Source organism: Priestia sp. D51, assembly GCF_053345675.1.
In genome coordinates, this window is record NZ_JBLTIR010000006.1 from 183,767 (window position 1) to 198,880 (window position 15,114).

18 protein-coding genes and 1 pseudogene are annotated in these 15,114 nt (G+C 33.9%); 5 read left to right on the top strand and 14 right to left on the bottom strand.

The window, feature by feature from the left end; translation table 11 throughout:
* Positions 1-174 precede the first annotated feature (174 nt).
* The 7 genes and pseudogenes from ACNHOZ_RS22560 to ACNHOZ_RS22590 all read right to left on the bottom strand — a co-directional run bounded on the left by ACNHOZ_RS22560 (position 175) and on the right by ACNHOZ_RS22590 (position 4,817).
* Positions 175-846, bottom strand: coding sequence for an HAD hydrolase-like protein (locus ACNHOZ_RS22560; protein ID WP_048018601.1), 672 nt, complete (start codon positions 844-846; stop codon positions 175-177).
* Between the two features lie 392 nt (positions 847-1,238).
* A complete protein-coding gene (locus ACNHOZ_RS22565; protein ID WP_048018600.1) occupies positions 1,239-1,454 on the bottom strand; it encodes a DUF6366 family protein in 216 nt (71 codons plus the stop codon).
* 718 nt (positions 1,455-2,172) lie between these two features.
* Positions 2,173-2,472 carry a hypothetical protein gene (locus tag ACNHOZ_RS22570; RefSeq protein WP_048018599.1) on the bottom strand — a complete coding sequence of 100 codons (300 nt, stop codon included), beginning with the start codon at positions 2,470-2,472 and terminating at the stop codon, positions 2,173-2,175.
* Between the two features lie 82 nt (positions 2,473-2,554).
* Positions 2,555-3,079, bottom strand: coding sequence for a hypothetical protein (locus ACNHOZ_RS22575; RefSeq protein ID WP_048018598.1), 525 nt, complete (start codon positions 3,077-3,079; stop codon positions 2,555-2,557).
* 645 nt (positions 3,080-3,724) lie between these two features.
* Positions 3,725-3,919, bottom strand: a complete 195-nt coding sequence (locus ACNHOZ_RS22580) for a DUF6980 family protein (RefSeq protein ID WP_033578543.1) — start codon at positions 3,917-3,919, stop codon at positions 3,725-3,727.
* Between the two features lie 25 nt (positions 3,920-3,944).
* Positions 3,945-4,307 (bottom strand): annotated as a pseudogene (locus tag ACNHOZ_RS22585) (hypothetical protein).
* A 45-nt stretch (positions 4,308-4,352) separates the two neighbouring features.
* Positions 4,353-4,817 carry a hypothetical protein gene (locus ACNHOZ_RS22590; RefSeq protein ID WP_048018596.1) on the bottom strand — a complete coding sequence of 155 codons (465 nt, stop codon included), beginning with the start codon at positions 4,815-4,817 and terminating at the stop codon, positions 4,353-4,355.
* Between the two features lie 235 nt (positions 4,818-5,052).
* On the opposite strand from ACNHOZ_RS22590, the gene ACNHOZ_RS22595 reads away from it, so the two are divergent.
* On the top strand, positions 5,053-5,247 hold the full coding sequence (locus ACNHOZ_RS22595) for a hypothetical protein (protein ID WP_013056341.1): 195 nt from the start codon (positions 5,053-5,055) through the stop codon (positions 5,245-5,247).
* Positions 5,248-5,368: 121 nt separating this feature from the next.
* Here the strand turns inward: ACNHOZ_RS22595 and ACNHOZ_RS22600 are convergent, their stop codons facing one another.
* The gene (locus ACNHOZ_RS22600) at positions 5,369-6,037 is read right to left on the bottom strand and encodes a type 1 glutamine amidotransferase domain-containing protein (RefSeq protein ID WP_048018595.1); all 669 of its coding nucleotides are present in this window, start codon (positions 6,035-6,037) and stop codon (positions 5,369-5,371) included.
* Positions 6,038-6,354: 317 nt separating this feature from the next.
* Between ACNHOZ_RS22600 and ACNHOZ_RS22605 the strand changes: the two genes are divergently transcribed.
* The gene (locus ACNHOZ_RS22605; RefSeq protein ID WP_028413907.1) at positions 6,355-6,936 is read left to right on the top strand and encodes a DUF2087 domain-containing protein; all 582 of its coding nucleotides are present in this window, start codon (positions 6,355-6,357) and stop codon (positions 6,934-6,936) included.
* A gap of 295 nt (positions 6,937-7,231) precedes the next feature.
* On the opposite strand, the gene ACNHOZ_RS22610 is transcribed toward ACNHOZ_RS22605, so the two are convergent.
* Together ACNHOZ_RS22610 and ACNHOZ_RS22615 are read right to left on the bottom strand one after the other, a co-directional pair.
* Entirely contained in the window at positions 7,232-7,759 is a 528-nt protein-coding gene (locus ACNHOZ_RS22610) for a GNAT family N-acetyltransferase (RefSeq protein ID WP_048018594.1), read from the bottom strand.
* A gap of 19 nt (positions 7,760-7,778) precedes the next feature.
* Positions 7,779-8,231, bottom strand: coding sequence for a MarR family winged helix-turn-helix transcriptional regulator (locus ACNHOZ_RS22615; RefSeq protein ID WP_048018593.1), 453 nt, complete (start codon positions 8,229-8,231; stop codon positions 7,779-7,781).
* Between the two features lie 113 nt (positions 8,232-8,344).
* Between ACNHOZ_RS22615 and ACNHOZ_RS22620 the strand changes: the two genes are divergently transcribed.
* Complete coding sequence (locus ACNHOZ_RS22620) at positions 8,345-8,992, top strand: YczE/YyaS/YitT family protein (protein WP_048018592.1); 648 nt, start codon at positions 8,345-8,347, stop codon at positions 8,990-8,992.
* Positions 8,993-9,087: 95 nt separating this feature from the next.
* Here the strand turns inward: ACNHOZ_RS22620 and ACNHOZ_RS22625 are convergent, their stop codons facing one another.
* From ACNHOZ_RS22625 to ACNHOZ_RS22635, 3 genes are all read right to left on the bottom strand, one after another.
* Entirely contained in the window at positions 9,088-9,849 is a 762-nt protein-coding gene (locus ACNHOZ_RS22625) for a class I SAM-dependent methyltransferase (RefSeq protein WP_048018591.1), read from the bottom strand.
* A gap of 143 nt (positions 9,850-9,992) precedes the next feature.
* Positions 9,993-10,442, bottom strand: a complete 450-nt coding sequence (locus ACNHOZ_RS22630; RefSeq protein ID WP_048018590.1) for a GNAT family N-acetyltransferase — start codon at positions 10,440-10,442, stop codon at positions 9,993-9,995.
* Between the two features lie 51 nt (positions 10,443-10,493).
* Positions 10,494-11,066 carry a GNAT family N-acetyltransferase gene (locus ACNHOZ_RS22635; protein ID WP_048018589.1) on the bottom strand — a complete coding sequence of 191 codons (573 nt, stop codon included), beginning with the start codon at positions 11,064-11,066 and terminating at the stop codon, positions 10,494-10,496.
* Between the two features lie 285 nt (positions 11,067-11,351).
* On the opposite strand from ACNHOZ_RS22635, the gene ACNHOZ_RS22640 reads away from it, so the two are divergent.
* Complete coding sequence (locus ACNHOZ_RS22640) at positions 11,352-12,098, top strand: phosphorylase family protein (RefSeq protein WP_048018588.1); 747 nt, start codon at positions 11,352-11,354, stop codon at positions 12,096-12,098.
* 244 nt (positions 12,099-12,342) lie between these two features.
* On the opposite strand, the gene ACNHOZ_RS22645 is transcribed toward ACNHOZ_RS22640, so the two are convergent.
* Positions 12,343-13,608 (bottom strand): MFS transporter, encoded by a 1,266-nt coding sequence (locus tag ACNHOZ_RS22645; protein ID WP_048018587.1) that lies wholly within the window; start codon positions 13,606-13,608, stop codon positions 12,343-12,345.
* Positions 13,609-14,030: 422 nt separating this feature from the next.
* On the opposite strand from ACNHOZ_RS22645, the gene ACNHOZ_RS22650 reads away from it, so the two are divergent.
* Positions 14,031-15,107: a cyanophycinase gene (locus ACNHOZ_RS22650; RefSeq protein ID WP_048018586.1), complete on the top strand. Its 1,077-nt coding sequence runs from the start codon at positions 14,031-14,033 to the stop codon at positions 15,105-15,107.
* Positions 15,108-15,114 lie beyond the last annotated feature (7 nt).

The following is a 15,114-nucleotide window of genomic DNA, read 5'->3' on the forward strand; positions in this document are numbered from 1 at the left end:
CTCAACCTAAGCATAGCTCAGTATTGTAAACCATTTATTAATGACAAGAAAAGATTATGTAAACATTTTAAATTACAGGGGAACCGCTCATTACTTATGTTTCAACTTCAGTAGATTTAGGTCTATAATTGAGACATTAACCATCTATAATGGTTATGTACGAGGATCAGTCTATTAGACTGACAAGCTACTATTTATGTTAGATACAATCCTTTTTAACTCCATTAAATCATCTATTATCACATCAGCCTGCGCAAGCTCAGCTGCTTGAGCAAAATCAAAATTGCACCCCACTGCCATTAAACCATTATCCTTTGCAGCATTGATATCCGATAGACGGTCTCCCACTACTGCTGCGTGCTTTACATCGTATTTCTTTATAATCGTTTTGACTAAATCTCCTTTATCGAGCGTTTGGATTTGTTGAATACTAAATGTTTCTGTTACCCACTTATCCAAATCGTAATGGTCTACAATCGCTTCTAAATATTCCTTCAAACCGTTACTTGCTATGTAAATGGAGCAATTATTTTCTTTTAAATAGCTAAAAACCTCTTTTACATTGGGGTATAAAGCGCCTTTGCCTTTTTTTATATTCTCAACTAAGCTTTTCAAAAAATAGCCATCCGTATACTTTCTTATTTCATCTGAATGAGTAGGTAATAAAGCTTCCCATACTTTGGGTAACGGTACACCCATGATTTCACGATACTTATCAATAGGAGTACTAGTATCCCACTGGTTAAGTGTACGCAAATGGTTAAAGGTATCATCAAGTGATAATTCTAAAATTTTATCTGTTTGAAACAGCGTTCCATCCATATCAAAGATTAGTGATTGCAACATTAAGTATCTCCCTCTTTCAACAGTATTTAATACGTATCTATATACAATACCATAAAAAGGAAGATGTAATTTATTAAAAATAGTAATCACTATTCTCAGCACAAAAAGAGCACCTACTTATTTATAGGCACTCTTCTTAACTTTACATACTTTGTTTGAAATAATAAATGAAAAAGTGGCCGCTATAATCGAACTTAAAAATGGATAATTAACAGAAAAAATACTGACCGTTGAGCTACTCAAGTGCTGTGAAGTCTCAGGTACATATGTAAGTGTAAGAAATAGACCAGAAACAATTTGAAAAGCAAATAGCAACACTATAAAACTACCAATAAACACTGCATAGTTTTTCAAAATAACGCCTCCAGTATTTTCAATTTATAAACCTGATATTATTTTAAAAATAGTGACGCAACGATAAAACCTATAATCATTACAGTAATAAGTATACCTAGGCCCTTCCAGCCTAAGCTACCTGCTAAACCAGACAAGTTTCCAGCTTCATTTCTATTAAATGCATCGTTCATATTCCCAGCTGGATTTCTTTTTACCTCTTCGTGTTTTACTCTCTCTCTTCTTCTTTCAGGTGTTTCTTTATCTTCGCTCATTGTCACACCACCATTTTTAAAAAAATTATAACATATTATGGTTAAAATATAAATTAATGGTTTTTTAGAAACGAAGAAAGAAACCTATAGTGACAGATCTCTTTTCCTCAACTAACTGTACACATTTCTTTTTTTAATAAGTATGAAACAACGCTTTTTAATGAAAAAGTATACAGCTCTAGTTAATATAATTACTATTACAAACACCTACATCAAAGAGATCCTCTTTATTTAAGGGGATCTCTTTAATAGCCTTATACTAGATACACATTCTTGAAGTTTTTTTGTGTAAGCTTATTTATTTAAAACCTCTTCTTTTATAATTACTTTTTCATAGATCAATGGTTTGGTTCCTGCTTCTGGTAAAAGATAAATAAAAACAGTAAACATAAGTTGGAGGATTGAAACGACGGTCAAAAATAGAAAAAGACGTTCCTTATTCTTAAACCATATTACTAAACATAAAACTACAGATATTAACGACAAAAACAAAAAAAGAAAAAAGCTATATAAATAAGAAACACCGTAACGATACGAAATATTTAAAAAGAAGAATACTATGTAGAGAAGTATAAAAGTTGACGGTACTACTTTAATAAAGTTGCTCAATAGAAAAATCCTTTCCCTTTATTTGTTGTAGATTGGTCGCCCTGACACTCAATTTACATAAAAAAGCAAATATTGAAAGTTACAGCAAACATGATTATATTTATTTACTTCAATTTTTATCTCTCATTTTCTTTCTTTGAAAAATGAAACTAGCTATAAACAAAAAGCCCAATAACATCGTTAAATAAAAGGTTACAGAATCACCTGAACGATTAAATTCATCTACAATGATGCCTTCTTGAAACAATAAGGCTGCTGCAATTATTAAAAAGAAAAAAGAATTGACGATTACATAACTACTTGCTTTGACTTTATTTCTCAAGAAAATTATATACACCAAATTGCATGCTGAAAAAACTGCGATCAGGTAATAAATAGGCCTTAATAATGTAAATGTTTCCCCAAGCATCAGTATATTCTCCTCTATTACTATTATTTGAAATTTACTAGTCAATATAGTTCATTTTGCAAATAAATGATTATTACTCATCTTAATTATTTATTTTTTGAACCAAAATGCCGCCAACTTTATCCTTATCATCTAAAGAAAACTCAATATTGAGTTTATGAGTTTTATCAAAATACCCTATTATTGTTGCTCCGGTATCTTCTCTTTCGTAATAATTTTCTCCATATGCCATAATGACATCTTTTTTGCTGTCACCAGTATGTATGCCCTTTTCCGTACCATACTTGCTGCTAATAAAGTCATACCTACTGACTTTATTATCTACAATTTTAAATTCAACATCATACTTTTCTGTACTTTCTCCGTAAATGTAGGTAGTATACGGCGGTTTCTCCGTAACCTCTATAAATTTTGGTTTCTTCTTCAAAAAACTTGCTACGTCATATTTAGAACTGCCTATTGATACTGATTTAACATTTTCTAATTCAAGGTTTGTGCTTTTGGTGCTTGAATAGTATTTTTCTTTAGGCGTAAAAGATGGATCACAGCTAGCTACTAATAGTAAAATGAGTGGAAAGATAAACAAAAAATAATTCTTAATGCGCACTGTTAGACTCCTTTATATCGTTTGTTTTTACTCTGACTCTCGGCATTTTTAATCTATTAACTATTTTTCTTTTGCATATATAAGTCAATCGAATAGAAAACACTAACTGCAAAGTAATACATGGCAAGTATAGCTAACGTCTCATAAACAGATTCCGCAGCGCTATTTTTCACAAAAGAAAAAACAGTACGCACTACAAAGAAAACGATAGGATAGATGATAAATAGAGAATTAAATTTACGATTCATAATAACAAGAAGTTCCTTTATTTGGATATTTATGATTATTATAACATATAATTCTCTCGTTTATTTCTCTACTACATATTCAGTAAGTTTTTCGTTTACATAACACCGTTTATCAACAGGACTAAATCAAAAGAAAATCTTATTAGCAGGTCTTATTTTGATTATCTATTCTTTTTGACTTCTTATCTACAATGAATTTTAAATGGCTAATAAAAATCAACAAGCCACAGATAACCATTAACCAGCGCGTAATCCCTTGATGTAAAGGGTCAAAAAGGTTTAATAAAGCTATTCCCAATCCTGATAACATAGCTAGATAACGTAAGATCAAGTATAATCCCCCATTCCAAGAGTGAAGAGGATCTCTTAAACAAAAGATACCTCTTCATTTCTTAGTTCATAGCTCCGCACCACACCATGGACAAAATGAAATCCCAATAGTGGATGAGCCACCATCATGGATAATTAAACCGTATTCCTTGTTCGTTTTATCAAATAAGATAAGATTATCTGGACACTCAAATGGATCACTATGAATATCACACGTAAAGTTCACATGATAATTCATATAATCGCAGCAATGCTTTTTCATTCGTTTTCTCCTTACTATATCGTCATTATTGCTTTTCTCGGTAAGCTGAGCAGTGGTCATCTGAAATACGATAATTTTCCTTACCGGTTGGGGCTGCTACCTCAACTAATTTATGTCCCAACCAGTCCCACACAGCTACTGTATGCAAAGATACCCATTTCAGATTTCCTCTAGCAAGACGAAAAGAATCATATCAGTTTTCAGTTGTTACTAATAGATTTTTATAAGTAAGTTCCTTTTTCCTTAAGTGTTTGATTTCCAACATGAAATCTAACATATTTTCTTCCTTAGGTACTTGAATAATTCGCGCTATAAATGTTCCGTTAGGATTTTTTTTCGTTTTATAAACTTTTCCCCTTTCTATTTCTAACTCTGGACGCCCCCTCATCTTCCTTCACCCTGTCTGCTAACACATAATCTCTATGCTAAAAGGTTATAGCTGTTTCAGTAATTCTTCTAACTTTTCTTCAATATCTGTTTCTAAATGATTTTTTGACAAATCATACAAAGCACCTGCCCCTTTGAAATACCCACCAAAGTAATACCATAATTGAAGGTAATGAACGTATGCATCTTCTTCATCTGTAAATCCATCAAAGTTTATCGCAACTTGGGAACGATATTCTTTTTCTAGACACTGCTCCGAACTTAGATTTGGTAGTTGGTCGCCATCAATATCTCGACACACCCATATTTTTAAGTTCTGCTTACCATCATGTTCAAACTTATTTCTATATTTGTGCTGAAGACTTTCGCTGTATCCCTCTCCTACTTCTTCCAACTTCACTATCTCTCTTTTTAAATTCTCATTTATTTCACTCTCCGGGACTAAAATGTATTTGTCATCTGCTTCCTGACCCTGTTTATCCATAAATAGCTTTTTCAATTTATCAAACAAGCTTTTCCCACCTATCTAAAAAAGAATACAAGCATGTTAAATTCGATTAAAGAAAGCTCATTTCCTTCTCTGAACTGCGTTTAGTCGTCATAACTAATATGATACCAGCTACTTCCTTACGTGTGGAATCTTTTACGAGAGTGCTGATTTTCTGACATACTTGTAATTCGATATTTTTTACAGTGAATACATATGTTAAAGTGTAAAGTAGTGGAACGAAAGGAGTAACGACAACATGGCTCAACGAATCGTCAATATGTTTTTATCTGTTTTAGCTGCTTATGGAACGTTAATTCTAACGAAACACATGAGTATTGCAGATAATATTTTTGTGACACAGATTGTTCGTCTAATCATTTGTATTGTGGCTGTTATCATTGTGACAGGAATTACTACATACATTTTCAGAAATAAATCTTCTAATAAATAAAAGGGCAGCTATTTAGATAGCCGCCCTTTTTGTTTTCGTTAACTCTCATTTTATTTCACCCTAAAGAAATGGGGATGTCTCAAACACTCATGAGACATCCCCATTAAGGTCATACATACTTTTACGCGTTTAAAGCACGCACAAATTCTTTTGCGAGGCTGATTGTAGACTGTGGATTTTGCCCGGTTAAAAGCTTTCCGTCTACTTCAATATGATCGCTCCAATTATCTTTTGCAATAAACTCGGCGCCTAGCTCACGAAGTTTTGTTTCAAGAAGAAACGGCATGTATTTATCTAACGTTGTATCTTTCTCTTCTGCATCCGTAAACGCTGTAATACGTTTACCCTTTACAATCGGCTCACCGTTTTTTAGCTTTCCGCCTACAAGAGCTGCAGGTCCGTGGCATACTGCTGCAATCAGCTTGTCGTCTTCAGCAAATTCTGTTAGCAAACGATGTAAGTGCGTATCGTCTGGAAAGTCAAACATTGTTCCGTGCCCTCCGGGTACAAACATACCTGCAAATTCTTGTGAACTTATATCAGCTAATGATTTTGTATTCTCTAAAAATTTTCCTGCTTCTTTGTCTTCGTCCGTTACATCATCTGTTAAGCTGTTAGGATCCACAGGCGATTTTCCGCCTTTTGGACTTGCTAGGACTACTTCGTATCCTTCTTTTTTAAATTCTAAATATGCTTCAGAGAATTCTGTAAGCCAAATTCCAGCAAGCTCTCCATTCTCCATCGTATGTCCATTTGTAACAACCATTAAAACTTTTGAATTTCCTGCCATGATTTACTCATTCCTTTTTCATTTATTATTTACATACATGTATCATTAATAATTCATTTATCTTTTTGAATATGTTCCCCCGTATTATTTGATGAAAACATGGTAACTTTTTCTTACTAATAAAAAGAACAGGTGAAAATAATAGTTGAATTATATAGAGAAGCAGGATCTTTTTTACACTTTAAAGATTAGACGGAGCCGATTTTTTATATGCAGTGTGACAAGTCTTCACTTTAAATATTTTTTTGACATGTACATCCAATTCGATTAATATCAAATTAGATGTATATCGAATTAAAGAGAGAAGGTATTAAGCTATGCAATTAGATAAGTTGGTTAATTATCATAAAGCCGTTGGTGATCCTACCAGGATTAGAATTATTTCACTATTAAAAAAAGGGCCTCTTCACGGGCAAGCAATTGCTTATAAGCTGGGGTTGCAACCTTCAACTATTACTCATCATATTTCAAAGCTAAGAGATGTAGGAATTGTTTATCAAAGAAGACAAGGAAACATTATTTATTTTTATCTAGACCTTGAAAGACTTGAATATAACTCGAAGGCTATTTTAAGTATTGGAGAGGATTCGATGGAAAATCAAGACAATCATTTACAGGATAAAGACAAATTATCTATTGTTAAAAACTTTATAAATAGTGACGGTACTTTAAAAATTATTCCAAGTCAAAGAAAGAAAAAGAACGTAATATTAGCCTATTTAATACGTGATTTACAGCACGGAAAAACGTATCCAGAAAAAGAATTAAATGAACATATTAAAAAATATCATGAAGATTATGCAACGATTCGCAGAGAGTTAATTATGCAGCATTTTATGTATAGGCAAAATGGAGAATACGAGTTAAATCCGAAAGAGATGTGGCCCGTTATTTATTAAAGTGGACATAAAAACGTTCATTTTTTAAGCCTTCTAATTCGATATATGTCTAATTAGTTTGTGTTGTTTCAAATAGAATTAAAGTAAAAATGTAATTTCCAAAATGAAAGAAGCCAACATTTTGGTAAGTATGTGACATTAATTTCATTCTCCTATGTGTTGGCACAGCAACCATATTAGTTTGCTTACTACTTCCCCTAAAAGCATCTGCTTTGAAAAAAAGCATAAAATCTCTGTATGCAATAAGGATTATCCTCTACCAGTTAAATTAGTGAATAATCCTTATTTTTTAAAACTATAAAAAAAGTGTTTTAACCATGATGAGATCTATTTGTTCTTCGTCTCCCATATAAAATGAGTGAGATCCAATTTGAACAAATCCCTGTTTCTTGTAAAAAGCAATCGCATTTTTATTTTTTTCCCATACGCCTAACCAAATTTTCTTTTTATTAAATGTCGTTGCTATCTCTACTGCTTTATTAAATAAATGTTTACCAAGTCCTTGTTTTTGAAAGCTGTTACCTATATAAATTCTTTCAATTTCAAGCGCTTCTTCCCCCATCTCTTCAGACTGAGCGTCATTCATATTAACCTTTAAATAACCTGCAATTTCATGATTAACATACATAAAAAAGAATTGCGAGAACGTATTGGATAGTTCTTTTTCTAGCTGTTCGATTGTAAATGCTTTTTCTAAATAAGCTGTCATATTTTCTTGTGAATTCTGATCTTTAAATGTCTCATAAAACGTTTTATAGCTAACGTCTTGAAGATCATATACATCTTCAAGAATACACTTTTTTATATGCATCATCACTGACATGCGCCTCTCCTTTATATCATCAATAATTTCTCTTGTTTCCTTTTTTGACAAACTCCCAGTCTGTTTCGATATTTTTTCTTACTCTTTGAACTAGCTTAAGAATGGTATCTGCTTCTTCCCGGGTAAAACCTTCTAATGCCACTTTATCCGAATAATCATTTTCTCTTTTTATAAACGGGTATACGTTCTTCCCTTTTTCAGTAGGAAAAAGGTTTTTATTTTTTTTATTATGGAGATCATCTTTCTTTTCAATAAAACCATTCATTTCAAGCTTTTTTATAGCCCGAGCCGCTGTTGTGCGATCTACTTTTATCATTTCAGCTAACTTTTCCTGAATGATTCCTGGATTTTCACATATTCGCACTAAATACAAATACTGCCCTTTTGTCAGGTCATATTCTTTAAATTCTATATTACTAATTGAATCCAATGCTCTTGCTATCATGCCAATTTCACGCAGAATTTCACTCATAAAATATCTCCTTTATACATATTTTTGTTGCAAATACAATAAAAATAATCTACATTTAATGTATCTCAAAATAGTTGCATTTGCAACGAAAAATAACAAAAAGGATGATGACAGTGAAGTATGTAGTTTATACAGGAGGAATTTTACTATTAACTCTTGGAATTGCTTTGACGATACAATCTAACATAGGAGCTTCACCTTTTGATGCACTGTTGGTTGGACTGTCACTAAACGTAGGTTTTAGCGTTGGAAGCTGGGAGATTATACTTGCCTGTATTTTAATTTGTGGTAATTCTCTTTTAAGCAAACAAAAGCCAGAAATACTGGGACTGTTAACGGCATTCATAACAGGTCTTGGTATCGATATATGGCTTTTTTTCTTAAAGAATTGGATTACGTTCGAAAGTTGGTACAGCAAAGTATGTTGTTTCGGAATCGGTTTAATCATTATAGGAGTAGGAACCTCAGCCTATTTACATACAAATTTTGCACCTATTCCAATTGATCGCTTAACATTAATCATACAAAAACTAGCTAAAACCAATTTATTTCTTTCAAGAACATTTATTTACCTCACATTCTTACTAGCCGCAATATTTTTAAACGGACCAATTGGTGTTGGAACGTTATTAACCGTGTGTTTAGGCGGCGTGCTGCTTAATTTCTTTATGCCCATTACTCAAAAAGCAGTAGACTGCATTTTAACAAACTCTCGTATATCACAAAATCATACTAAAGATCATAAACGCTCCATTACATAACTGAAATAGAACGTTTATGTAAAATCATCATTCACATACAAAAATCGGATCTCCAGTTAGAGATCCGATTTTTATATGTGATTAGTTTACACTATTTATTTTGCCTCAGCTTTAATAATAAAACGATGTTGTTTTGCATCAAAGAAACCTTTAGACTGTATAATTCCATGTATGTTATACAACCCTTTGATATATGTTTCTACATCAAAATTAGGAACTTGCCAAGGAATTGCTTTTAGATAAAAAACTAGCGCCCCGATATCATAAAATCTCTGCACAGGAAATTCTTCTTTGCAAAAGATGATGTTAAAAGAATTTTGTTGGAGCTCTTCTATTGCTTTCTTTAAATTCCAATTAGAAAACTCTTTATTTAGTGGAACCCCTATACACTCATTGATTCGCGAACAGTCTAACCCTCCCACTTGCTGAGTGAAAAACGTGCCTTCCTTGGACAAAATCCTTCTTACTTCCGAAGCACAAAAAGATTCATGTTGGTTCAAAATTAAATCAAATGTATCATCTTTAAACGGTAAATTTGCGTCTTCATTTCGTTCAACAACTGTGACACCAAGTGGCTCTAATCGTTTTTTAGCAATTGGAACGTTAGGTTTGTATCCTTCGGTAGCATACATAACGCGAGGAAAAGGTTGTAACAAAGATAAAAATTCTCCTCCTCCTGTTCCCATATCTAAAGCGACATTAGAATTTTGAATAAGGTGGCAAGCTTCACTTCCATATGACCACGAAAGCATGCCGCTATCCATACGACCAGTACGAGTAATAATAGAAAAATCCCATCCAGTAAAATCAACATGTGTATTGTTTACAGCGTTTAAAAAATGTTTGTCCTTTATCATATTAAACTCCTCCTTTTATAGCTAGCATTAATCATCTATCCTAAACTAGTAAAAGGCGGACCACGAACATACAGACAGCGTTGTTATGTTTCATGTGCTAACGTATTCACACTAACCGCTCCTTTATTAAAATTACGTATGATTCATTTGTTTGTCCATTCATATGTAATATCAGGTAATTTTTCTTCGTTTTCACATCCTCTTTTTATAATACTGAAGCCGTGTTTCTCGTAAAACCTTTGGGCGTTTTTATTTCGTTCAAATGTACGTAATATTAATTTTCCATTTGATTCTGCTTTGGCTCTTTCAAGCAATCGCTGTCCGATTCCTCTCCCTTGATAATCTATATGAATGTACAGCTGGCTAATTTCGTCAGCCTTATAAGCAACCATTCCTACTATTTGTTTATCTATTAACGCTAATTCAACTTTATAGTGTGCTGACAATATATGATCTAAAAAATAAACATGACGGTCAAAACTGTGCATTTCCTTTTGTCCAATCGCTTTTTCTTTACTATCTCTCCACATTTTTACCGTTGCCTCAGCAAATTGTGGATGATAGTGAACAATATCAACATTAAAATGGGCCATACATTTTCCCCTTATCTGTCATTGTGCTATTCGTATTTTTAATAACTATGTCTAGATATTCTCTTCATGTGGTTGAAGCCTGTCAAAATCTTGTTTTAATAAAGAGTACATGTACAAATCATCAAATTTTCCACACGTAAATTCATAGCTCCTTAATAGGCCTTCTTTTATAAAACCGTGCTTTTTTATTAATTTTTGTGAAGCAGCATTAGCAGGCTCTATCAAAGCTTCGATTCTCCGCAAATTAAAATGTGTAAACCCATATTTTATGACCGCGCCGAATGCCTCATTAGCAATTCCATTTCCCCAGTAGTCTCTGGCTAATTCATAACCAATTTCCGTACGGTAATGGTCATGAACTCGATTAAGAAACCCGCAGCTGCCAATAATGTCGTCTTGTTCTTTAAGAGTAATGCCCCATCTTATTCCAGATCTTTTGTTTAAGATTGATTTATACCATGAAATCTCATTTAAAGCATCTTCAACCGCTGTAAAAGGCTCTAAACCGTAGTGCTTCATTACTTCTTTATCGGATAGGTATTTTAAAATATTGCTTGCGTCTTCTGCTACAATTTCCCTTAGTACAAGTCTTTTTGTTTTAATGACAGGAAAATGATGTGACATCTGTAATTCCCTCCTCTTATCCATTCATTAACTGGACGGATCTTTTCTCACAGCTTTATCTAATTTAAATAATGGTTAGTAAAAAAGTTCTTTTATTATTAGTGAATTCCTTTTTTAGTCATAAATATTTGTCGAAAAACAAGCAAAAAAGCACGCAATTCTTCATTTCTAAATCAGAACCGTCATTTATTTTGTATTTGTTCGTTTTAAAAATTAAAGGAATAAAAGATAGAAATGAAGAATTCTTCTCCAACTAGTCTAAATGTAAAAAGTAAGGAGAACGATATGAAACTGTACGGAGATTTTGAAAAAGAAGATTGGCTAAACGTATTAAAGCTATCAGAAAAAGAGCTGCCTAATGCATTTATTATTCATGGTGAGTGGGGATTCCAAGATAATCTAAGCTTATGGAAAGAGATTTTATCTACCAATGTTCATATGCCTAAATGGAACACGGTGATAGGTAAGTTCAAAAACAGAAATATAGGGTTTGCGAATGTGTACGGCAGTCCAATGGCATCAAACATCGTACATCAATTTGCCGGCAGCGGAACCGACTTATTTATTCAAACGGGATATTTTGGAGGCTTATCTTCCACTATACAATATGGAGATATTTTAATTGTATCTGCAGCACAAATGCAAGACGGCGTATCGCACTGGTATTTACCAGACCAAACGCTTGTAGAAGCTGACAAAGAGCTAGTGGAAGCCGCCTGCAGATATTGTGAACAAAAAGGCTACAGCTATATTAAAGGACATGTGGTCAGTATGGGTGCCATGCTTATGGAGACGCATAATATGGTAAAAGAATGGTCACTTGCAGATTTTCTCGGCGTGGATATGGAGACAGCTACCACTTTAGCGATTGCCCATAAATTCAACAAGCGCGCTGTGGGCTTGTTGAATTTATCAGACCACCTTCTTCACGGCGATACTCTATATTCGTATACAAAGGACAGAGAGTTAATAGAAAGTGAAACTGATAAAGCCATTCGCGATGTGGCTCTTTATTTAAGTAGTAAATTCTAATAGCGTGCTGTCTTATAAAAATTTTTGTATTATTGATATGAGTAAAATCTATTTGGAGTAGAATGCTCATTTATACTATTGTTTTTAGAAGTATAGCTTTATATGACTCTGAAGAAATGGGGTAGACTAAAAAAGATAACCACTTATAAAAGCGATTATCTTCTGGCTGCTTGAAAGTATAAAAATGAACCTTATAATAAATATACGAATTTTTCTGCACTGTAAATGCGACAGTCATTGTGAATTAAGAAGCATGCAGCACCTTCTGCTCCTTTTTTCCTTTTTCTTTAATTAGTAAGACACCTAACAACCCCATCATTGAAAACAAAATGGGAATCATAAAAGCATAATGATAGCCCACGTGCAGCGAGCGTTCAGGGAATAAATCAAGGACATTTCCGAAAATACTAGGTAATAATACGGCGCTTAAAAAGCCTCCCATATTAGCAAAACCTGATACAACTCCTACTTCTTTTACTGAAAAAGATTGACGTACTACGGCAAATGTCAAAGCGCTTGCGCCGTTTCCAAATCCGATGATAAAAAGTAAAATAACGACTAGCATGAATGAAGGTTTCACTCCCGTTAATAATAATCCTGTCCAGCTAAGCACCACAATAAGATGGACGAGTGAATAGATTTTTTTAATGGAGTTTAAGCTTGATATCCAGCTAATTAAAGGTCCGCCAATCATAGCGCCAAACAAACCATACATAATAAGCTGACTTGCATCAGCGCGAGATAAATGAAACACATTCATGCCATAAGGAACTCCCCAAGAGCCAATAAAACCTATATATGTACCTACTACACCAAAATGACAAAGAAATGTTGCCCATGCTTGACGAGTCGTCATTACCCTTTTTAGGATCGCCCATACGCTTTCTTGAGTCTTAACAGAGGCTTTATTTGCTTTAGCATCATCTACAAATAATCGTTTAGGTTTTATAACTAAAACGACATAAAGCAAATAAGATACCGCGATTAAAACTAGACCTATACTAAGAAAAGGAACTCTCCAGCCTGAAAAGGAAATCCACATAGATAAAGGCACGGTAGCTGATAATGACCCCACACTTCCTACCAGCCCAATTAAACCTAAAAGCTTTACAAACTCATTTCCCTTAAACCACTGACTTAAAATTAACACTAAATTGACAAAAATCATGGAGTCTCCCGTACCGACTAGTAAACGAGAGAAAATTAACACATACTCGTTGGGAGATGTGCTGTAGATAAGACTTCCTATCCCCGTTAAAAGCGACCCTATAATCAAAAATCGATTGGGACCGTATCGGTCAGAAAGTAAACCAATAGGAATCTGAAGACCTGCATATGCTAAAAATTGTATACTAGTCATTAATCCTATAACAGACGCTGAAACGTGAAAATCTTTCATTAACTGTTCTGTAATAAGTCCAGGGGCTGTTCGTTGACTGACAATCAAATAATACGCTAATAAAGCGGTTCCAAAAACAACCCATCTGTAGCTACTTTCCTGTTTGTTCATTTTGACAGATCCTCTCATGTATAATTTTTCTGCGTAGAAATGCTGGTGGAAAACGGTTAAGAGATGAAGACATTGATAGAATGAAGGTCTGTTTAATAAATAAGTCGCTATTGCGAACAGCTCTTCTTTTTATCCTTGTTTTTCCTTTCTATTATAATTTTAAGTTTTTAAAGGTTATTTTTCAATGAGGATGGACTTTTAAAATATATCCTTTACTATTTCCCTTTCACTATTAGGCATCAAAGTTAGAGTTCTTCTTGTCATTTTTGGTTATAAAGCAATTCAATAAGAACCCATCAAGAACCTATATCACCCGTGTTTTTTTCAAAAGACCTCTTTTTTCACAGCTTTTCAGCTGTTTAATAAGTTGGTATAAAACTTGCATGTTCATCTATGAACACTTACTAAAGGAGGAGAACTTTATGAAAAAAGTTAAACGTAAGAAAAGTATTAAAAAACAGGTCATTACTGGTGCTGTTCTCGCAGCATCTCTTTTACTGCCCATTTCAGCTTCTGCTGCATCTGCACCTTACACACTTTATCAAGTCGGAAGTACTGCAGACAAAGCGACTAGTACAAGCTTCGGACAAGTCTATATGGGCGGAAGCACCGATGTAGATGAAGCATTCAAATGGATGATTCAAAAGGCAAACGGCGGAGATTTCTTGGTTATAAGAGCGACGGGTACTGACGCCTATAATTCATATATCTATGACCTTGCCAAAAGCATAGGTAAGCCCCTTAACTCTGTTAGCACAATTGTTGTTGATGATTTAATAAGAGCAGGTTCAGACTCTTCTTTAATTGACAAAATTAACAAAGCAGAAGGCATCTTTTTTGCTGGAGGCAATCAAGCTGATTACGTAGATTTCTTAAAAGGATCGCCAGCTCTTACAGCCTTAAATAATCGTATTAATCAAGGCATTCCTTTTGGAGGAACGAGTGCCGGCACCATGATTCAAGGTGATCACGTTTATGACTCTATCTCAGCAGGCTCTACAACTTTAGATTCGAAAACAGCGCTAAACAATCCCTATAGTTCTCTTATTTCTTTTACAGATTATTTGATTCAAACCCCGCATAATAATAACATTCAAACAGACACTCATTTTGAACAACGAGATAGAATGGGACGCTTTTTAACATTTCTTGCACGTAATATTCAAGACGGAGAAGAAACTGGAACAAGCGCCAAAGGAATTGCTGTTAATGAACAGTCAGCGCTTCTAGTAGAAAAAGATGGTTCAGCTAAAGTAGTAACACAGCCAGGCTCTACAAACGCAGCTGTTTATCTAGCTAAAACGAATAAGGCGCCTACTACTTGTATAAGCGGTCAGCCGCTGACGTTTAATAATATTTCTATCTATAAACTATTTAATGGCAGCACTTTTAATCTTTCCACTTGGACGGGTTCTGGAGGGTTAGCTTATACTTTAAACGTAAATGGCGGTGTTATTACTTCCTCTACAGGAAAAGTATACGGAGGAAATCAGCCGTAAACGCCAA